Source organism: Paenarthrobacter sp. TAF1, assembly GCF_052113825.1.
Lineage (GTDB): Bacteria > Actinomycetota > Actinomycetes > Actinomycetales > Micrococcaceae > Arthrobacter > Arthrobacter nicotinovorans.
In genome coordinates, this window is sequence record NZ_JBFRDO010000001.1 from 185060 (window position 1) to 203493 (window position 18434).

The window sequence follows — 18434 nt, forward strand, 5'->3', positions numbered from 1 at the left end:
TAGGCTCGAAGAATGACCAATCCCACGCCCTTGGAACACGTGCTCGGGTTCGTCCGAACAGTTGAAGCCGGCGGTGGCTCAGCTGCGTTGCGGCCTTTCCTGGCTGAGGACTTCAAGCTCACCGAATGGCCCCACGCGCTGTCCAAGACAGGCTCCACACGGAACCTTGCGGAAACCCTCTCCGGCGCTGACCACAGCCAGGACATCGTGGCGGACCAGCGCTTCGAGATTGTCCGCACTACCACTGAGGAAGACCGTGTCGTCCTTGAGATGAATTGGTCGGCAACGCTGCTCCTGGATCTCCCGCACTGGGACCGTGGCGACACCATCCGCGCCAGGAGCACGGCCATCTTCCAGCTACGGGATGGCCTGATCATCAGCCAGGACACCTACGACTGCTACTACACGGCGCCGGAATAGTTACCGCATGGTGAAGCGCCGCTCCACCACCCCGGCCACGCCGGGCACCTCCAAAAGACCCGCAAACACCCTGTTCCTCGCCGCCATGGCAGCTGGTGGCAGTGGCCGGCCCAAGGCCATGTTGAGCCCGGCCTGCCGCGACGCCCGGACCGCGGCTTTCCTCCGGACCCCTTCGAAGACCTGCAGCGCCTTCCCGACACCGTTTCCGGCCAATGCGGCATCGACGATGGGAGCCAAGGCTGCAGCATCCAGCCACCCAAGGTTCATGCCCTGGCCGCCGATGGGGCTGATTTCGTGGGCGGCGTCACCAAGGAGGACCACCCGCCCGTGCACCATCTGACGGACCAAGCGCGACTGGACGTCAAAAGCGCTGAGCATCGTATTTCCGGCTACCTCCAGCACCTCACCCGTCCTGGCTTCGACCAACCGAGCCATCCCGACCGCCGTCGCATCCGTTGCCGGCGCACCGAGCCTCACCACCCATCTGCGGACACCTGCCGGCAGGGGGAATGATTCAACGATCCCTTCCGGCTCCAGATACAGCACCGCATCAGCGCCATGCCCAGTGGCGTCAGGGAAGTCTCCCATAAGGTACGAGTCCGGATAAGTCCGTGGTGCGATGTCCGGGACAAGACGCCGTCGCAGTGATGAATGCGCGCCGTCAGCTGCAATCACCAGCCGGGCCCGGTACTCCCGGCTCCCCGGCGTCGGGTGGGCCAGAACGCGAACAGCAGTTCCGTCGTCGCGCGTTTCCCGGACGTCGATGCCTCGGACGATCGCTGCCGGGTCGACTGCCAGCACCGCGTCCTCCAGCACCTTCTCCGTGGTCGCCTGCGGAACGGCCAGAATGAAAGGGAACGCGGAGTCCCCGGTGAAGGGAAGTTCGGCAACTTTACGGCCCCGGCTGTAGGCAACGCCCCGTTTGATCCTGACCCCGGCCTGCACCAGCTGCCCGGAGACTCCCGCGCGCTCCAACGCTGCCAGCGCCGGAGGATGGATCCCGATGGCGCGGGAACGTGCGCTTCCGGCACTCCTGCGTTCCAGGATACGGATCCTGTGGCCGCTCCGGAGCAGCCGCAGGCCCATAAACAAGCCCACCGGACCCGCTCCGACAATCACCACGTCAAGCACGGTTGCGGTTCCCCGATCCTTGGTGCTGGTGGACCAGCATGTTGTGCCAAGGTCCGTTGCTTTCGACTGTCCATGCGGGCGGGATGGCGGATCGCAATTCAGCCATCGTGTAGCTCCGCCTGATGGACAGCAAGCCGTCCCTGACGATGTACGAGCCCCAGCCCAGAGGCCAAAAGCCGGCCAGGAACAAAATGTAGGCGACGTTGCTTCGTTGCAGATCGTTGTGCAGCGCCAGTCGCGTGCACAGCAGTTCCGAATCGTGCAGGACCGCGGCGAACTGCCGGGCATCCAGGTGGTGAAGGATGTGGTTGGAGATCACGACATCGAATGCAAGGCCCTCCGCAACCAGCTCGGAACTGTGGGCCAGACGATATGTAACCCTTTCGTCCCCGGGTAAGTGCGTCGCAAAAGCATGGGCCCGTTGATCCGGATCGACGGCAGTCACGTACAGGGTGAATCCATCCTGGCGCGCCCATCGCGCCAGACTGCGGGCCACGTCACCGCTGCCGCTTCCTATGTCCAGCAAGGATGCATGACCCGTCTCCGCCAGCAGCGGACGGATGCGGCGCTTGTACGTCCGGCGCCATCCTGAAAGCAGCCTGTTGACGACGGGAAACCTGGCATAGGTTCGGCTGAGCAGCAGCGGATCGCAGTCCGGCCTGTCCATGTCCTCAATGCTGTCCAGGTCCCTTTCCCTGAGGGACCCCCAGGGACTCACAGAGCGGGGGAGACCAGCGTGAAGAGGCCCGTCTCCACCGTAAGGCCGGGGCCGAATGCCATGGAGCAGATCCGCTCCTCGCGTTGGCTGGCCGCCTGTCCCATCATGTACTTCAGGACGAACAACACTGTGGCACTGCTCATGTTGCCGTATTCCCTGAGAGTCTCCCGTGCAGGTACCAACTGTTCTTGCGTCAATTCCAGTTTGGACTCGACCTTGTCAAGGATGCTGCGCCCGCCGGGATGGATGGCCCAGTGGGTGATGTCCCTGTAGGGCGAACCGGCCAGTTCCGGTTCCTTGGCCAGCAAGGGCTCCAGCGCGCCGGTGATGTGTTCTTCGATGATGTGGGGCACATAGGAGCCCAGGACCATCTCAAAACCTTCGTCTCCGATGTTCCATGCCATGGCTTCCTCGCCGACCGGCGTCAGAACCGTTTCGAAGTGGTCCAGCCGGATCACTGGCTCTTCGCCCTCCGGCTCCCTGGCGGAAATGACCGCCGCTGCCGCGCCATCGCCGAAGATGGCCGAACCCATGATGGTGTCCGGGTCGTTCGATGTCCTGACATGGAGCGAGCAGAGTTCAACACAGATCACCAGGACAACCGCCTCCGGGTCAGCAAGGCAGAACTGCTTTGCCGCCTTCATGGCGGGGAATGCGGCATAACAGCCCATAAAGCCCAGGTGGTAGCGCTGAACTGCCGGATTCAGGCCCAGCGCCCTGACCACCTTGTAGTCGGGTCCAGGGTTGAAGAAGCCGGTACAGGACACGGTGATCACGTGCGTGATGTCATCCAGATCGATGCCCTGGGCCTGCGCGACCGCTGTCTTGCCGGCCTCGACGAACAGCTTGGTTGCTTCGGTGGCGAAGATTTCGTTGCGGACCTTGGTGCTGGGGCTCAGGACCCTGTTGGTTTCAGGATCGAAGAACTTCGGATTTTCGGGGTTGGCATCGAGGCTCAACTCCTCAACGGCGGTGAAACGGGTGTCGATAGCGGCCGAATCAAAGCATGTGGTGACAAGCCGCGTACCCAGCCGCGTCAGGCCCGGCTGGGCGGCAAACACCTCACGCGCCTGCTCCTGGACCAGAATCGTAGGGGGAACTGCGGTTTCGAGGGACCTCATGTATACCGGCATGCTTCATTCTTAGTGAGTAAAGCCGGGAAGACAATGGCAGAATCAATCGTATTGACCGAGGTCGGTCAAGGAGAGCCAGGCGACGCCGACGGGGGACTGTTGGACAGTGTCGCCCAACGGACGGAGAAACCATGACTATTGCTGCCGGTTCGGACACGCAATCTCCCGCGATGAACATTGCCGATACCCACGACCTCATCAGGGTCCAGGGCGCCCGCGAAAACAACCTGAAAGATGTCAGCGTCGAAATTCCGAAGCGACGGCTGACGGTTTTTACCGGCGTCTCGGGATCCGGCAAGAGCTCCCTGGTTTTCGCCACCATTGCTGCCGAATCGCAGCGCATGATCAATGAAACCTACAGCGCGTTTGTCCAGGGCTTCATGCCGTCTTTGGCACGACCTGATGTGGACGTGCTTGAAGGACTGACGACGGCGATCATCGTGGACCAGGAGCGAATGGGCTCCAACCCCCGTTCCACGGTGGGCACGGCCACAGATGCCAACGCCATGCTCCGCATTCTCTTCAGCCGCCTCGGACAGCCCCACATTGGATCTCCCAACGCGTATTCCTTCAATGTCCCCACGGTAAAGGCGAGCGGGGCGATCACTGTGGATCGCGGCGAGGGCAAGACCAAAACGGAGAAAGCCTCCTTCAACCGCCTCGGTGGAATGTGCTCACGCTGCGAAGGCATGGGCTCGGTCAACGACTTCGACCTCACTGCTCTTTACGATGAGAGCAAATCGCTCAGCGAAGGCGCGCTCACGATTCCCGGCTACAGCATGGACGGCTGGTACGGACGCATCTTCAGCGGCACAGGCTACTTCAACATGGACAAGCCGATCGCCAAATTCACCAAAAAGGAACTCCACGACCTTCTCTACCGGGAGCCCACCAAGGTCAAGGTGGAAGGAATCAACCTCACCTACGAGGGCGTGATCCCGAAGATCCAAAAGTCGATGCTTTCCAAGGACGTTGACGCTCTACAGCCCCACGTCCGCGCCTTTGTGGAGAGGGCCATCACGTTCACCACCTGTCCTGAGTGCGAGGGCACCAGGCTGAGTCCGGAGGCCAGGTCTTCCAAGATCAAAGGCAAGAGCATCGCTGACGTGTGCACAATGCAGATCAGCGATCTCGCTGAGTGGATCCGCCAGCTCGATGAGCCCTCAGTCGCACCCCTGCTCAAAGGACTGCAGCACCTCCTTGACTCCTTCGCGGACATCGGCCTCGGTTACCTTTCGCTGGACCGCCCGGCCGGCACCCTGTCCGGGGGTGAGGCCCAGCGCACCAAGATGATCCGGCATCTGGGTTCGTCCCTGACCGACATCACTTATGTGTTCGACGAGCCAACCATCGGGCTACACCCCCACGACATTGAGCGGATGAACCAGTTGCTGCTCCAACTGCGGGACAAGGGCAACACCGTACTGGTGGTCGAACACAAGCCGGAAAGCATCGCCATCGCGGACCACATCATCGACCTTGGTCCGGGGGCTGGTACCGGCGGCGGCACGGTCTGCTACGAGGGCGACCTGGACGGGCTGCGGGGGAGTGACACCATTACCGGGAGGCATCTTGACGACCGCGCCTCCATAAAGGCCACGTTCCGTAAGGCCAAAGGACAATTGGAAGTCCGCGGCGCTTCAACCAACAACCTTCAGAGCGTGGACGTGGATATTCCCCTTGGTGTCCTGTGCGTCCTGACCGGGGTTGCGGGGTCCGGAAAGAGTTCACTGATCCACGGATCGGTGGCCAAACGCGATGGCGTACTGGTCATCGATCAAGGTGCCATCCGAGGATCCCGAAGGAGCAATCCTGCGACCTACACCGGCCTGCTCGAACCCATCCGCAAGGCCTTTGCCAAGGCCAACGGCGTGAAGCCGGCCCTCTTCAGTTCGAACTCCGAGGGCGCCTGCCCAACGTGCAATGGCGCCGGCGTCATCTATACGGATCTCGGCGTCATGGCGACAGTCGAATCGACCTGTGAGGAATGTGAAGGAAAGCGCTTTCAGGCCTCCGTTCTGGAGTACAAGCTGGGGGAGCGCAATATTGCAGAAGTGCTTGCAATGTCGGTCAACGAGGCTGAGGGCTTCTTCAGCGAGGGGGAAGCGCGGACGCCTGCGGCCCACAAGATCCTGGACCGGCTCGCCGATGTCGGGCTTGGCTACCTGACGTTGGGCCAGCCATTGACCACGTTGTCAGGTGGTGAGCGGCAACGGCTCAAACTGGCCACGCAGATGTCCGAGAAGGGCGACATTTACATCCTCGATGAGCCCACCACGGGTTTGCACCTGGCGGATGTCCAAAACCTGCTGGGCATGTTGGACCGCTTGGTCGAGTCCGGGAAATCCGTCATTGTGATCGAACACCATCAGGCGGTCATGGCTCACGCCGACTGGATCATCGACCTTGGTCCCGGTGCGGGTCACGACGGCGGCAGGATTGTTTTCGCAGGAACGCCGGCTGAGCTTGTGGCTGGAAAAGCAACACTGACCGGCAAACACTTGGCCGCTTACGTAGGCGCATGACCTCTGTCGTTTGACCTGGCGTTCTACGGATAGCCGCCGGTCACAGGCGGGATCGTGTGCCCGGCTTCGACTGCTGCGTCCAGCTTCGATCGGTCAAGGCGCCAGACAACAGTCTCGCCCGAGGTGGGTCCGGTAAAGGAGTAGACCGGTTCAGCGTTTGCCTTCAGCCACTCCACGAGCTCAGGAGCTGCGTAGCCGTACCCCTCGCGCAATTGCCTGCCCTGGGTCAGGACATATTCAGCGCCCCGGTCGCTTAGCGAGTTCAAGGAAGGCAGGACCTCCCAGTTAGTGTGTGGCAGCAGCGCGAATTCTTCAGTCACGGTGGTCAGGCCCACCTGTGAGTCGGAAGGCAGCCGGGTGGTCAGGAAGTCGCGTGCGCGCACCAGCCCGTCATCAACAGTCAGCCTTGCCTGCAATCCGAGGGCAAGGCTGATGACACTCATCAGCGCCACGGCAGTAACGAGAAAAGTTCGGGCTGCGGTTCGCCGTTCGAGCACCATGGTCGCGGCGACAGGAGTGGAAATCAGGGAGGCAAGCACCACACAATAGCCGAACTGCTCCTCGGCAGCCCCGAAGAAGACGGAATATGCGCCAACGATGCCGCTGATGAACGAGTACACGCCGATGATGCGGCGAATTTGGACCCGGGACAAGGCCGCCAGTGCGCCGGACACCAGTGAAAGTCCAAGGAGTATGTAACTGGTGCCGAACCGGCCGGCGAGTTCCACGAGACGTCCGGTAAGGTCCGTGCCCGTCACTGCATTGAAGCCGGTCATTTGCATAACACCGGTAATCCTGAGGACACCTACTGTCTTCTGGTCCACGAACGCAGGAAGCAAACCAGCAGAGGCAATCACGCAGAGATACACCAGGTAGGGGACCAGTGCACAGGCGAAGATCCTCATGGCGGTCATTGCTCGGAGCGTTTGACGCCACAGCACGGCAGACAGGAGAGGAACCACCGTGAACATGACAGTCATGTCCTTGGTCACCAAAGCCAGTCCAAAAGCGAATCCGCCGGCAACTTCCAGCAGCACACGCCGGCGACCTGGCGCTTGACCCAGAGCCATCAGGACAAGCAGCCAACCTGCAAGTACGGCCAGTCCCGCTGGGGTCTCCATCATCAAGCGGCCGTCCATCCGCAGCACAAACGGGTCACTTGCCAGGATCGCACCGGCGAAAACTGCAGGTACCAGGCCGACGAGCCGGCGCACCAGCAGAACGCAGACGACTACCGTCATGACGCCCACAATTGCGTTGACCCACCGCAACTGCAGGGCCAGGTCCATGGGGCCGCCACCTAGCCCCAACACTCTAATGACCATTCCGTCGAGCGCAAACAGCCCCGGGGGATGAAGGAAGAAAGGAGACCCCAGAATAGACGGAAGTTGGCCCTCTGCCATCTGCTTGGCCATTTCCGCATACGTTACTTCGTCAATGAACAGGTCATTGGCTTGCTGGACGCCGTAGACGCGAAGCAGCACCGCCAGCAATGCCAGGAGGATTGTCATGGAAGAAGGCCGCCACAACAGCCAAAGCAATGCACCCACCGATTCACTGAGCCGAACGCGTAGTTCGCTTCGTGGACCTGATTCCAGAACTCGAGTCATCAGGGAACCAACACCCCGATGCGCAGAGCGTCTCTGACCAGCCGTCTTTCCACCGTACTTATCTCCTCAACGTGACCACAGCGATACCGCCGAAGAGTTAGTGCAGCAGTGACGGGGTTTGTGTTGCAGGCACTAGAAATCATCCAGAGTCGGGAGTTCTCGAAGCTACTTCTACTCCATAGTCTCGAACGCCGATAATCTACATTATGTAAAGTAAAGTCTCAGAGGGCCCGGCTAGACGGATGACTCTCCGCTCCCCGCCTACGCCACATCGAGTCGCCGCTTGGAAACCAGAGGGTCGCCCGGCACTACAGTCATCCGGTTATATTGACGAAATCAGTAATAACAAAGAATGCGCAGCGATGGTCTTCGCACGAACGCAAAAGAAATCAAAACGGGAATTCACTCCAATGTTGAAAGTGATCAGGGTGGGTGATCCCTCAAGGAACACCCACCCCGCGTTATGAAAGTCTTCTAATCTGTCGTACTGGTACCCGCACGACGACGCACGACCACCACGGACGCCGCGCCCGCCGCCAGCACACCGGCACCAACCAGCCCCCATATGACCATGCCGGAGCCGGCACTCGAATCCGCCACACCAACTGCCGCTCCAGCATCAGTAACACTGGAGACAGCAACGAAATCAGAGCCGCCCTTGCCATTGCCATTATTTCCGCGTCCGTGGTTGCCGTTATTCACTGCCACGCGCGCCGAACGAATATTGCCGGATGTGGCACCGACGGCGGAAATCATGTAATTGCCGGCGTTGTCGAAGGTTATGTTTGTGGAGATGGTGCCATTGCCGTCGGCGATGACGCCGAAGTTGGCTGGGGCGCTCCCCCGCGGGCCACCTCTCTTCTCGAAACTAACGTTGACAGTCTCGCCTGGGATGTATCCGCCGCCGGAAAAGGTGATCGTTTCACCACGATCGATCGTGCCGTCCGAAACGGTTCCCTGCTCATTGCCGGGCGCCGGGTAGGTACTGGCCATGGAGGACGTGGCTCCAGCGAACATGACAGTTCCTGCGAGCACAATTGTCGCAATAGTTCTTCTCATTTGCTTCCCCTGGGTTAATGAAGAATTTCAAGTGATGATTGGGCCGCTAAAAGTCTTAGCCAAATGCTTGCCGAATCCCCCATATGTCCAGCCAGCGAAACGCTATCACCGCGGGACTATCCAAACAAGCTTCAAGTGCCTCAGTTACAAGGAGTTAGCCCGTTATTTACTTGACAGTGTTGTCTCGTTTATGACAACCCTGCGACTTTCGTGACTTTATCAACTGACTATGTGACAAGCGAGTCAGTCGCATCCGGAGCAGCAATCAAAAAGGATGCCCGTCCGGTTATCCGGACGGGCATCCCTGTCGCGGCCCGCTACGGCATGGCCGTAGCGGGCATGGAGAGTGGCGCTATTGGGCCTGTTGTTCCCCGGCGATGTTGACCAACCATGCGATGCCAAACCTGTCCACGCACATGCCGAAGGTGTCGCCCCACGGAGCGCTCTCGAGCGGCACGGTGACCGTGCCGCCGTCGACAAGTTTCTCCCAGTAGCCGCGCAGCTCCGCATCGTCCGCAGCTTCACCACTCAAGGAGACAGACATGTTGTTACCCGGGTTGTACTCCATGCCGTTGGGCGTATCTGCCGCCATCAGCGTCAGGCCGTTCGGCGTCGTCAATTGGGCGTGCATGACCTTATCGGCTTCCGCAGGGTCTTGGCTGGCCTGGAAGTCCCCGAAGGTGCTAAGAGTCAATTCGCCGCCGAAGACGGACTCATAGAAATTGATTGCGTCCCTGGCGTTGTCGAGGAACGAGATGTATGGATTGAGGCGGGTGGTCATCAGTCAGTTCTCCTCATGGTTATGAAGGGTGCGCACGTCACCGTGCGGCAATGCTAACAGCGCCCAGAGGCGCCTGTCCCCCAAACTTTCTAGTCTCCGTCGTAGGCCTTTTTCAGCACCGCCAGGTCAAGTTTTCCCATCGTCATCATGGCCTCCATGGCACGGCGGGATCCGGCCTCATCCGGACCGTTCAAAAACTCGGGCATTGCGGTCGGGATGATTTGCCAGGAGACACCGAACTTGTCTTTGAGCCACCCGCACCGGCCCTCCTCTCCCCCATCAACCAGCGCGTCCCAGTATCTATCCACCTCATCTTGGTTTTCGCAGTTCACAACCAAGGAGATGGCCTCGGTGAAGCCAAGTCCCGGCCTTCCGTTCAATGCCATGAACTCCCGGCCCCCGATTTCGAATCCGACCATGATGACCGTGCCATCGGGACCCGGCATTGGCTGCCCCATGGACGCATTTGCGAACGTCGACGTGTAGAACTCCGCCGCCTCCCCCGCTTGGCCGTCGAACCACAAACAAGTGGAAATCTTCTGCATCCTGCCAACCTTCCAAAGGTCTTGGGAACCGATCGTCCCCACACGAGGCTAATAGCCCCGTTTCGTCCAAACAATGCCCGACGGCGGGTGGAGACTGGCACGCCGGTCCCACCGCACAGTGTCGCAACAGGGGGGCGCACCATCCAATCCAGGTCAGTCGCCCGCCGGCCTGACCCGACTGACCAGCCCGACCGTATTGCCTTCGCTGTCCTCGATGAACGCCATCCACTCCTCCGACTCCGCAGGACCCAAAAGGTCGTCTTCGTGGGCGAAAATCATGTGGGGTTCAGATATGACCCGGACGCCGCGCTCCTTAAGACCTGACACCAAGCCGTGGAGGTCACCTACCTCCAGATACAAGAGGGATGAGGGCGCGGCCTCCTCCAGAAGCAGCCGCACGCCGCCAACATCGAAAAACAGAAGTCCGGGAGGGTCGAACAGCGCCTTCGGTTCCGAGCCCAACAGTGCCGAGTAGAAGGCAGCTGCCCGCTGCAGATCGCCGGCGTGCTGGGCCACCTGGAGCAGTTTCATTCGACCTCCCGGAGCGCGGGCTGCTGTCGGCCCCTCCCGGTCATCGTCGCCTCAGCGGTGCACTACGCGCAAGTGTCCACCGCACACCGACTTTCGGGGAACGCTCAACTTCGCGGTGGCCCTCCTCCCCCGATATTGTCAGGATCATGCTTTCAACCTCGAAATCCTGGCTTACAGCCGCGGCCGCCGATCTTCTGCTGATTCTCGTGTTCGCTGCGATCGGCCGTGACGCCCATGCCCGCGGAGACATTATTTCCGGCGCCTTCATCACAGCATGGCCGTTCCTGGTAGGCGCGTTGCTCGGCTGGCTTGTCCTGCGGGTGTGGCGTGCGCCGTTCGCCGTCTGGCCATCCGGCGTGGCAGTGTGGCTCGCGGCCGTGATCGTCGGCATGATGTTGAGGGCCGTGACGGGACAAACCGTCGTCCTGCCGTTTGTCATTGTTGCGCTGATCAGCCTGGGTGTTTTCCTGCTTGGCTTCCGTGCGGTGATTGCGTTGGTCCGTCGGGTGTCGGCAAGCCGGCAACGCCGAGCCTGATCCGATCCTCCAACCAGCACATGCACTAGGCTGGGGAGCGTCCGCAACGATGCTTTTCCGGAAAGGCCCCACGTGATCACCGCTTTTGTCCTGATCAAGACCGATGCCTCGCGCATCCCGGAAACCGCCGAACAAATCTCGGCCATCCAAGGCATCAGCGAGGTCTATTCAGTCACCGGCGAATGGGACCTCATCGCTGTTGCCCGGGTGTCCAAGCACGAGGATCTCGCGGACGTCATTGCAGATCGCTTGTCCAAGGTGCCTTCAGTGGTCCATACCACCACGCACATTGCGTTCCGCGCCTACTCACAGCATGACCTGGACGCCGCATTTGCCCTCGGTTTTGAATAAGGACTGAGCCTGCGCACGGGAAGAACGTGAGCCAAATCAGCTTTGGCTGAGGGCCGTCCATTTGGCCAGCACTCCGGCAGCCAACCCGGAATCAATCGACTCAGTTGCCCTGCCGAAGGCAGCCCGCATCCGGTCCAGCAGGCTTCCGTCAGCGTGGAGATCGAATGCCACCAACCCTGCAGCTGCGTTGAGGAGCACCGCGTCCCTGACGGGACCGGGCTTGCCGTCAAGCACTTCCCGGACGACGCCAGCATTCACCGTGGCGTCCCCACCACGGAGGTCCGCTACGGTGGACGGTTTGATACCGAGCTCGGCAGGTGTGAACACCTCTTCTGTCACGGAACCGTCCCTGATCTCCCACACCGTGGATGGCCCCGTTGGCGTAAGTTCATCAAGCCCGTCATCTCCACGGAACACAAGGCCGCGGCTACCGCGGCGGGCCAGCACGCCGGCAACAAGGGGCGCCATCCGCGCATTCGCCACGCCCACGGCAGATGCCTGGACATGTGCGGGGTTGGTCATGGGACCCAGGAAGTTGAACGCCGTAGGAACGGCCAATTCCCGCCGAGGGACTGCCGTGTGCCTGAACGAGGGGTGGAAGACTTGAGCAAAGCAGAACGTGATTCCGGCCTCTTCCGCGTTGCGCGCCACCTGGTCGATGGACAGATCCAGGCGCACACCAAGTGCCTCCAGGACATCCGCCGAGCCCGAGGTCGATGAAGCAGCCCGGTTGCCGTGCTTTACAACCTTGGCTCCGGCGCCCGCAGCCACCAGTGCCGCCATTGTGGAGATATTCACAGTGTTGAGGCGGTCCCCGCCGGTTCCAACGATGTCCAGCTTTTCACCCGAGATCGAAATGGGATTGGCATGCTGGACCATGGCCTCCACCAGACCAGCAAGCTCCTCAACGGTCTCGCCCTTGGCCCGCAAGGCCACCAGGAAGCCTGCAATCTGCGATGGAGTAGCTTCTCCGGACATGATCGTGTTCATGGCCCACGCTGTGTTGTCCACTGCAAGGTCGTCGCCGTTGATCAGTGCTGAGATGAGCCCTGGCCAGGTATTGCTGGCTGCAGGTGCCGATGCCGGAGAAGTCACTCCCTGATGCTATCGAGCCAGCCACGCCGATGACCAATGTGAACCACGCCGGGAACTTTTCCGCGCGATTTCGCGTCTTTGTAGAAAAAGTCTCCCGAATCGGTGGTTTGCATTGGGAACTCTGGACTTTTACAGACATAATGTCCTTGTGACATCTGCGACCCATGCCCCCAGTACCCCGGCGCACCCGACGCTGAACCGCCCTAACTTGGTTTCTGTTGGAACCGTAGTTTGGCTGTCCAGTGAGTTGATGTTCTTCGCCGGCCTCTTTGCCATGTACTTCACCCTGCGATCCACATCAGGACTGATGTGGGCCGAGGAGACGGCCAAGCTCAACTTCCCGTTTGCGCTCGTCAACACCATCGTCCTTGTGGCAAGTTCCTTTACTTGCCAGATGGGCGTCTTTGCCGCCGAGCGGCTCGAACCCCGCCGCACCGGCGGGCTCTTGCAGTTCACCCGCTGGGGCATGACCGAATGGTTTACCCTCACCTTCATCATGGGTGCCTTCTTCGTTGCCGGGCAGACGACGGAATACGCCATGCTCGTATCCGAGCACGTATCCCTGTCCTCCAATGCCTACGGCTCCGCCTTCTACATGACCACGGGCTTCCACGGCCTCCACGTCATCGGCGGCCTGATCGCTTTCCTGTTCATCATCGGCCGTGCGTTTGCGGCCAAGAAGTTCGGACACTTTGAAGCGACGTCGGCAATCGTCACCTCGTACTACTGGCACTTCGTTGACGTTGTTTGGATTGGCCTCTTCCTGGTCATCTACGTCCTCAAGTAAGCCCGGCTTGACTCTTTTTCTACAAGAGGCAGAATTTCAAGAAGCGGCTCACGGAGCCGACGCAGGATCGAATAAAGGAACCACCACGTGAAGGCACTCTCGCAGAAGCGACGTCACCCACTGGCAGCCATAGCGCTGCTATTGATGGGCCTCCTCCTCACTGGTGGGCTGTACGCCGTTGCCACATCTGTCAACCAGGCCAAGGCCGACACCACAAGCTACAGCGCCAGTGACGTAGAAGAAGGCGGCAAGCTTTTCGCCGCCAACTGCGCCACCTGCCACGGCATGGGTGCCAGCGGAACCCAGGACGGCCCCTCGCTGGTCGGCGTGGGTGCTGCTGCGGTTGACTTCCAGGTTGGTACCGGTCGTATGCCCATGCAGATGAACGGCCCGCAGGCCCAGCAGAAGCCCGCCCAGTTCAATGAAGAGCAGACCAAGCAGCTCTCTGCCTATGTTGCATCCCTTGGCGCAGGCCCGGCCATTCCGGAAGAGCACCTCCTGGACGGCAAGGGAGACGCTGCCAAGGGTGGCGAACTCTTCCGCGTCAACTGCGCCATGTGCCACAACGCAGCTGCTGCTGGTGGAGCCCTGACACGAGGCAAGTTCGCTCCGGCTCTTGCAGGCGTCAGCTCACAGCACATTTATGAGGCAATGGCCACGGGCCCGCAGAACATGCCCGTGTTCAACGACTCGAACGTCACCCCTGAAGACAAGCGCGACATCATCACCTTCCTGAAGACCATTGAAGCCAATGGTTCGCCGGGTGGCGCTGACCTTGGATCCCTCGGCCCGGTCTCCGAAGGCCTGTTCGTGTGGGTTGCCGGCTTGGGTGTCATCATCGCATTCACGATCTGGCTGACGTCCCGCACGTCCTGATCGCGAAGCAACGAAAACTTCTGCTGCACGATCAGCAGTTTGAAACTGAAAATAACTCGGCCCCGGCCGAGACAACGAGAGAAGGATGAGGCGAATTATGGGCAACCATAGTGACGGCAGTCCGAACCACTCGGGCACCGTAGCTACGGCTGGTCAGAATGAGGTGGAGAAGTTCCAGGATCCTGGACTCCCTCCGCATCGTTTGCGCCTGGCTGACACGGACCCGGTAGCCGCAAAGCGCGCCGAGCGTCAGGTAGCCATTCTGTTTGGCACCTCCGTCATCGGAACGCTGGTCTTCCTGGTGGCGTACTTCGCCATTGACCTTGGCGACGACACCACCATTGCAACCATCCGCACCCAGAACCTTCTTCTGGGCCTCGGCACGGCCTTCGCGATGCTCGGTATCGGCACCGGCATCGTGCACTGGGCCAAGGCCCTGATGCCCGATCACGAAGTCTCTGAAGAGCGCCACGCTATCCGTACCGAAGAGGACCGCCAGGCAGCTGTGCGCATCGTCGACGACATCGTCGAGGAAACCGGCATCAAGCGCCGTCCGCTGATCCGCAACACCCTTCTTGGTGCTGTCGCTTTGGCTCCCCTGCCCGCTCTTGCCATCTTTGGCGACTTGGGTCCGCGTCCTGACAAGGCTCTGGCGCACACCATGTGGGCTCCGGAGGGCGGCAAGCTCAAGCGCCTGACCCGCGACCCCGATGGCACACCCATCAAGGCCTCGGATGTCACCATCGGTTCGGCCTTCCACGTTATCCCCGAGGGCCTCAACGAGCTCCACGAGGGCAAGTTGAACGAAAAGGCCAAGGCCGTTGTCCTCTTGATGCGTCTGGACCCGAACTCGCTGAATCCTTCCGAGGGACGCGAGAGCTGGAGCTACAACGGAATCGTTGCTTACTCCAAGATCTGCACGCACGTCGGATGCCCTGTCGCTCTTTACGAGCAGCAGACGCACCACCTTCTGTGCCCGTGCCACCAGTCCACCTTTGACCTCACGCAGGAATGCAAGGTCATCTTCGGGCCGGCCAGCCGTCCGCTTCCCCAGCTGCCTATCGCGGTTGATGCAGAGGGCTACCTCGTCGCTACCAGCGACTTCAGAGAACCTGTAGGACCGAGTTACTGGGAGCGTGACGAGCATGAGCGCCTCATCAACAGCTGAAGCCCCCTTCGTTCCGAAGACCAAGGTTGGTAGTTTCACCAACTTTGTAGACGAGCGTGTTGGCGGCTCCGGCATCCTGCGCGAGTTCGGCCGGAAGGTCTTCCCTGACCACTGGTCGTTCATGTTCGGTGAGGTGGCGCTGTATTCCTTCGTCATCCTGCTGATGTCGGGTACCTTCCTGACCTTCTTCTTCGATCCGTCCATGGCAGAAACCCACTACCAGGGTTCCTACACGCCGTTGTACAACGTCGAAATGTCTGTTGCCTACAACTCGTCGCTGAACATCTCGTTCGATGTCCGTGGCGGTCTCTTCATGCGCCAAGTACACCACTGGGCAGCACTGCTGTTCGTGGCATCCCTCGGCGTTCACATGCTGCGTGTCTTCTTCACGGGCGCTTTCCGCAAGCCCCGCGAAATGAACTGGGTTGTGGGCGGCGTCCTGCTGATCCTCGCCATGGCTGCCGGCTTCACCGGTTACTCCCTCCCCGATGACCTGCTGTCCGGTAACGGCCTGCGCATCATCGACGGCGTGATCAAGTCGATTCCGGTCATCGGAACGTACATCTCCTTCTTCCTCTTCGGTGGGGAGTTCCCGGGTACGGCCATCATCGGCCGCCTGTATGTGCTCCACATCCTCCTGGTGCCCGCCCTCATCCTGCTGATGATCGTGATCCACCTCTTCATGGTGGTTGTCCACAAGCACACGCAGTACCCTGGCCCGGGCCGCAACGACGGCAACGTCGTCGGTTACCCCCTCGGCCCGGTTTACGCGGCCAAGGCCGGTGGCTTCTTCTTCATCGTGTTCGGTGTTCTGGCGCTCATGGCGGCAGCGTTCACCATCAACCCGATCTGGAACTACGGGCCTTACGACCCCTCCCCTGTCTCGGCCGGCACCCAGCCTGACTGGTACATCGGATTCGTCGACGGCGCCCTTCGCCTTATGCCGGGTGTCATCAACAACTTCCACTTCGAGTGGATCGTCTTTGGACACACGCTCACGCTGAACGTGCTTCTTCCGGCCCTGGTTCCTGCGGGAATCATCTTCACCGTTCTGTTCATGTACCCATGGATCGAACGCTGGGTCACCAAGGACAACCGTGAACACCACGTTCTGGACCGCCCCCGCAATGCACCCACCCGCACTGCGATCGGCGTGGCCGGTTTCACTTGGTACTGCGTTATGTGGGCCGCGGCCGGCTCGGACCTCATTGCCACTCACTTCCACGTGTCACTGAATGACGTGACGTACTGGTTGCGGACGCTGTTCTTCATCGGCCCGATCATCGCCTTCATCGTCACCAAGCGAATTGCCCTGGCTCTCCAGCGCAAGGACCGCGAAATTGCACTCCACGGTCGCGAAACCGGACGTATCGTTCGGCTCCCGCACGGCGAGTTCATCGAAGTCCACGCACCCCTGGACGAGTACAAGCGCTACAAGCTCGTAGGCTTCGAATCACCGGCTCCCCTGCCGGCGCAGCCGAACGAGCATGGCGTAGTAACCCGCAAGGAAAAGCGCCGTGCAGCGCTTTCCCGCTGGTTCTTCGAAGACCGCGTTGCTCCGGCAACGCCTGCGGAACTTGAAGCCGCGCACGCACATGGCCACCACGAGGCCATCGAAGCGGCCGACGAGCAAAAGAGCCTGAGCCACTAACGGCCCGGACCTCGACAACAGAAGGGGCACAGTCCATGCGGACTGTGCCCCTTCTGTTGTTGGATCTCAAAGAACGCTGGAAGGGGTCGGATGTCCAGTCCCACACCGATGGTGCGGAGGCCCACCCGACAGCCACCCGACGGCTACCCAACAGCCACCCGACGGTGCGCCGGGCAGGCTCTACTGCGTGGTCCGGTATCCCGATGCATAATTGCGCGTTGGACGCACTCCAGGCCGCTGCAAGGGTACCCACAGCTTGTACCTGTCGGCCCGGTAGTAGGAGACGGAATAGTCCACCATTGCACGCGCAACGAAGGCATGGCGCTGGATCTTCAGCAGCGGCGATCCGACGTCCACGTTCAGCAACCTTGCAGTGGACGGTGACGCAGCCGTTGCCTCGATCATGTCCTCGCCCCACTCCATGACCAGGCCATACCGTTCGCTCAGAACGTTGTACAGCGACGTTGGCGGGGCCTCATCGAGAAGTCCTGGAACGCGGTGTGCCGGAATGAAGTTCTCGTCCACGCTCATGGGCTCGTTATCGGCCAGGAGAAGCCGCCGGAACCGAACCAGGGGCGTTCCCTCGTCGAGCTGCAGTTCCCGCGCCAGAAACGCACTGGCTGCAATCTGTTCAAAACTCAGAACCTTGGCGGCCGGGACCATGCCGCGCCGCTGCATTTCCTCACTGTAGGAGGTCAGCTTCACCTGAAGGTCCAGCTTGGGCTTCCTCACGAAAGTTCCCAAGCCTACGACCCGCTCTATGACTTCTTCGCCGACCAGCGCATCGATGGCTTGTCGAACAGTCATGCGTGCAAGGCCAAAGCGCTCCGAGAGATCCCGTTCGGAAGGAAGGGCCGAACCCGGCGGACACGACTGCCCAATGAAGGTACGAAGGATTTCACGCAGTTGAATGTAGATGGGCGTGCTGCTGGAACGGTCAATCTCGCCAGCAATGCCGGCTGCGTCAGCCACAGCAGAAATCCAGCAATTGAGTCATGTTTCAAGGATAAGACAGACAGCCACAGGTCTAGACCAGCGGACATTGAACTGGTGGGCTTCCCGGGATGGCGGCTACTCTTGTATGGATCATTTCCTGGCGGAGTAAACCGCCGTAGCAAAGGAGCTGGCTTGCCGCAGCAAAAAGCCTTAGTCGCCGCTGAGATCGGCCTTCATGCCCGCGCGGCAGCAGTTTTTGTCCGTGCCGTCACGGAGACAGGACTGCCCGTGACAATCCGGAAGACAGACGGCAAGCCGGTCGACGCCCGATCTCTGCTCGAGGTCATGACAGAGGACTTCGGCCACGGATGTGAAGTTCTTCTTGAGGTCGCCCCCGATGCGCTCACGGACTCTCAAACTCTCTGGACGGCACGGAATGCCCTTGCTGCTCTTTCCTCCGTCTTGGAGGCTCCTGAGGCCCGCTGAGGCTACGTTGCGCGCGGATCACCCATCACACGGGGATGCCGGACGCGAAAAAGAACCCTGAATACACAAATAAGGATGGGCCCCACCTTTTGGTA

Annotated in this window: 19 protein-coding genes; 9 read left to right on the forward strand and 10 right to left on the reverse strand. The window is 60.6% G+C overall.

Annotated features, from left to right (window positions below):
* Positions 1-12: 12 nt before the first annotated feature.
* Positions 13-420: a nuclear transport factor 2 family protein gene (locus AB4Y81_RS00840; RefSeq protein ID WP_018777664.1), complete on the forward strand. Its 408-nt coding sequence runs from the start codon at positions 13-15 to the stop codon at positions 418-420.
* Here the strand turns inward: AB4Y81_RS00840 and AB4Y81_RS00845 are convergent, their stop codons facing one another.
* From AB4Y81_RS00845 to AB4Y81_RS00855, 3 genes are read right to left on the reverse strand one after another with little or no spacing between them, the layout of a single operon-like run.
* Positions 421-1551, reverse strand: a complete 1131-nt coding sequence (locus tag AB4Y81_RS00845) for an FAD-dependent oxidoreductase (RefSeq protein ID WP_189075545.1) — start codon at positions 1549-1551, stop codon at positions 421-423. It abuts the gene before it with no gap.
* The gene (locus tag AB4Y81_RS00850; RefSeq protein ID WP_189075544.1) at positions 1544-2269 is read right to left on the reverse strand and encodes a class I SAM-dependent methyltransferase; all 726 of its coding nucleotides are present in this window, start codon (positions 2267-2269) and stop codon (positions 1544-1546) included. The genes AB4Y81_RS00845 and AB4Y81_RS00850 overlap by 8 nt, the downstream gene beginning before the upstream one ends.
* A complete protein-coding gene (locus AB4Y81_RS00855) occupies positions 2266-3402 on the reverse strand; it encodes a type III polyketide synthase (protein WP_018777667.1) in 1137 nt (378 codons plus the stop codon). The genes AB4Y81_RS00850 and AB4Y81_RS00855 overlap by 4 nt, the downstream gene beginning before the upstream one ends.
* Positions 3403-3533: 131 nt before the next feature.
* Between AB4Y81_RS00855 and AB4Y81_RS00860 the strand changes: the two genes are divergently transcribed.
* Entirely contained in the window at positions 3534-5927 is a 2394-nt protein-coding gene (locus AB4Y81_RS00860; protein ID WP_416428674.1) for an ATP-binding cassette domain-containing protein, read from the forward strand.
* Between the two features lie 23 nt (positions 5928-5950).
* Here AB4Y81_RS00860 and AB4Y81_RS00865 read toward each other — a convergent pair whose 3' ends face one another.
* The 5 genes from AB4Y81_RS00865 to AB4Y81_RS00885 all read right to left on the reverse strand — a co-directional run bounded on the left by AB4Y81_RS00865 (position 5951) and on the right by AB4Y81_RS00885 (position 10453).
* On the reverse strand, positions 5951-7438 hold the full coding sequence (locus tag AB4Y81_RS00865; RefSeq protein ID WP_441994861.1) for an ArnT family glycosyltransferase: 1488 nt from the start codon (positions 7436-7438) through the stop codon (positions 5951-5953).
* 573 nt (positions 7439-8011) lie between these two features.
* Positions 8012-8530 carry a hypothetical protein gene (locus AB4Y81_RS00870; RefSeq protein WP_441994863.1) on the reverse strand — a complete coding sequence of 173 codons (519 nt, stop codon included), beginning with the start codon at positions 8528-8530 and terminating at the stop codon, positions 8012-8014.
* Between the two features lie 418 nt (positions 8531-8948).
* Positions 8949-9377 carry a VOC family protein gene (locus AB4Y81_RS00875; protein ID WP_189075541.1) on the reverse strand — a complete coding sequence of 143 codons (429 nt, stop codon included), beginning with the start codon at positions 9375-9377 and terminating at the stop codon, positions 8949-8951.
* Between the two features lie 89 nt (positions 9378-9466).
* Positions 9467-9922 (reverse strand): VOC family protein, encoded by a 456-nt coding sequence (locus tag AB4Y81_RS00880; protein WP_018777672.1) that lies wholly within the window; start codon positions 9920-9922, stop codon positions 9467-9469.
* Between the two features lie 153 nt (positions 9923-10075).
* Positions 10076-10453 (reverse strand): VOC family protein, encoded by a 378-nt coding sequence (locus AB4Y81_RS00885; RefSeq protein WP_018777673.1) that lies wholly within the window; start codon positions 10451-10453, stop codon positions 10076-10078.
* Positions 10454-10599: 146 nt separating this feature from the next.
* Here AB4Y81_RS00885 and AB4Y81_RS00890 point away from each other — a divergent pair, with 146 nt between their 5' ends.
* Both AB4Y81_RS00890 and AB4Y81_RS00895 read left to right on the forward strand, forming a co-directional pair.
* Positions 10600-10989 (forward strand): DUF3054 domain-containing protein, encoded by a 390-nt coding sequence (locus tag AB4Y81_RS00890; RefSeq protein WP_039241318.1) that lies wholly within the window; start codon positions 10600-10602, stop codon positions 10987-10989.
* 72 nt (positions 10990-11061) lie between these two features.
* The gene (locus AB4Y81_RS00895; RefSeq protein WP_018777675.1) at positions 11062-11340 is read left to right on the forward strand and encodes an Lrp/AsnC family transcriptional regulator; all 279 of its coding nucleotides are present in this window, start codon (positions 11062-11064) and stop codon (positions 11338-11340) included.
* Positions 11341-11376: 36 nt separating this feature from the next.
* Here AB4Y81_RS00895 and trpD read toward each other — a convergent pair whose 3' ends face one another.
* On the reverse strand, positions 11377-12435 hold the full coding sequence (gene trpD / locus AB4Y81_RS00900) for an anthranilate phosphoribosyltransferase (RefSeq protein WP_018777676.1): 1059 nt from the start codon (positions 12433-12435) through the stop codon (positions 11377-11379).
* A 148-nt stretch (positions 12436-12583) separates the two neighbouring features.
* On the opposite strand from trpD, the gene ctaE reads away from it, so the two are divergent.
* From ctaE to qcrB, 4 genes are all read left to right on the forward strand, one after another.
* Entirely contained in the window at positions 12584-13222 is a 639-nt protein-coding gene (gene ctaE, locus AB4Y81_RS00905) for an aa3-type cytochrome oxidase subunit III (RefSeq protein ID WP_079581410.1), read from the forward strand.
* A gap of 87 nt (positions 13223-13309) precedes the next feature.
* A complete protein-coding gene (qcrC, locus tag AB4Y81_RS00910) occupies positions 13310-14098 on the forward strand; it encodes a cytochrome bc1 complex diheme cytochrome c subunit (protein ID WP_018777678.1) in 789 nt (262 codons plus the stop codon).
* 97 nt (positions 14099-14195) lie between these two features.
* The gene (gene qcrA, locus AB4Y81_RS00915) at positions 14196-15266 is read left to right on the forward strand and encodes a cytochrome bc1 complex Rieske iron-sulfur subunit (protein WP_018777679.1); all 1071 of its coding nucleotides are present in this window, start codon (positions 14196-14198) and stop codon (positions 15264-15266) included.
* Positions 15244-16917, forward strand: coding sequence for a cytochrome bc1 complex cytochrome b subunit (gene qcrB, locus AB4Y81_RS00920; RefSeq protein WP_018777680.1), 1674 nt, complete (start codon positions 15244-15246; stop codon positions 16915-16917). Before qcrA ends, qcrB begins: the two co-directional genes overlap by 23 nt.
* 180 nt (positions 16918-17097) lie before the next feature.
* Here qcrB and AB4Y81_RS00925 read toward each other — a convergent pair whose 3' ends face one another.
* Positions 17098-17889, reverse strand: coding sequence for a GntR family transcriptional regulator (locus tag AB4Y81_RS00925; protein ID WP_018777681.1), 792 nt, complete (start codon positions 17887-17889; stop codon positions 17098-17100).
* A 156-nt stretch (positions 17890-18045) separates the two neighbouring features.
* Here AB4Y81_RS00925 and AB4Y81_RS00930 point away from each other — a divergent pair, with 156 nt between their 5' ends.
* Positions 18046-18339 carry an HPr family phosphocarrier protein gene (locus tag AB4Y81_RS00930; RefSeq protein ID WP_018777682.1) on the forward strand — a complete coding sequence of 98 codons (294 nt, stop codon included), beginning with the start codon at positions 18046-18048 and terminating at the stop codon, positions 18337-18339.
* Positions 18340-18434: the final 95 nt, after the last annotated feature.

What these genes read in the sequence shown, in the direction of transcription:
- AB4Y81_RS00865 (WP_441994861.1), bottom strand. Translation starts at nt 7,438, where the DNA reads ATGACAATCCTCCTGGCATTGCTGGCGGTGCTGCTTCGCGTCTACGGC.
- qcrB (WP_018777680.1), top strand. Translation starts at nt 15,244, where the DNA reads ATGAGCGCCTCATCAACAGCTGAAGCCCCCTTCGTTCCGAAGACCAAG.
- AB4Y81_RS00860 (WP_416428674.1), top strand. Translation starts at nt 3,534, where the DNA reads ATGACTATTGCTGCCGGTTCGGACACGCAATCTCCCGCGATGAACATT.
- AB4Y81_RS00885 (WP_018777673.1), bottom strand. Translation starts at nt 10,453, where the DNA reads ATGAAACTGCTCCAGGTGGCCCAGCACGCCGGCGATCTGCAGCGGGCA.
- AB4Y81_RS00870 (WP_441994863.1), bottom strand. Translation starts at nt 8,530, where the DNA reads ATGGCCAGTACCTACCCGGCGCCCGGCAATGAGCAGGGAACCGTTTCG.
- AB4Y81_RS00880 (WP_018777672.1), bottom strand. Translation starts at nt 9,922, where the DNA reads ATGCAGAAGATTTCCACTTGTTTGTGGTTCGACGGCCAAGCGGGGGAG.
- AB4Y81_RS00890 (WP_039241318.1), top strand. Translation starts at nt 10,600, where the DNA reads ATGCTTTCAACCTCGAAATCCTGGCTTACAGCCGCGGCCGCCGATCTT.
- qcrA (WP_018777679.1), top strand. Translation starts at nt 14,196, where the DNA reads ATGGGCAACCATAGTGACGGCAGTCCGAACCACTCGGGCACCGTAGCT.
- AB4Y81_RS00840 (WP_018777664.1), top strand. Translation starts at nt 13, where the DNA reads ATGACCAATCCCACGCCCTTGGAACACGTGCTCGGGTTCGTCCGAACA.
- AB4Y81_RS00855 (WP_018777667.1), bottom strand. Translation starts at nt 3,402, where the DNA reads ATGCCGGTATACATGAGGTCCCTCGAAACCGCAGTTCCCCCTACGATT.
- AB4Y81_RS00875 (WP_189075541.1), bottom strand. Translation starts at nt 9,377, where the DNA reads ATGACCACCCGCCTCAATCCATACATCTCGTTCCTCGACAACGCCAGG.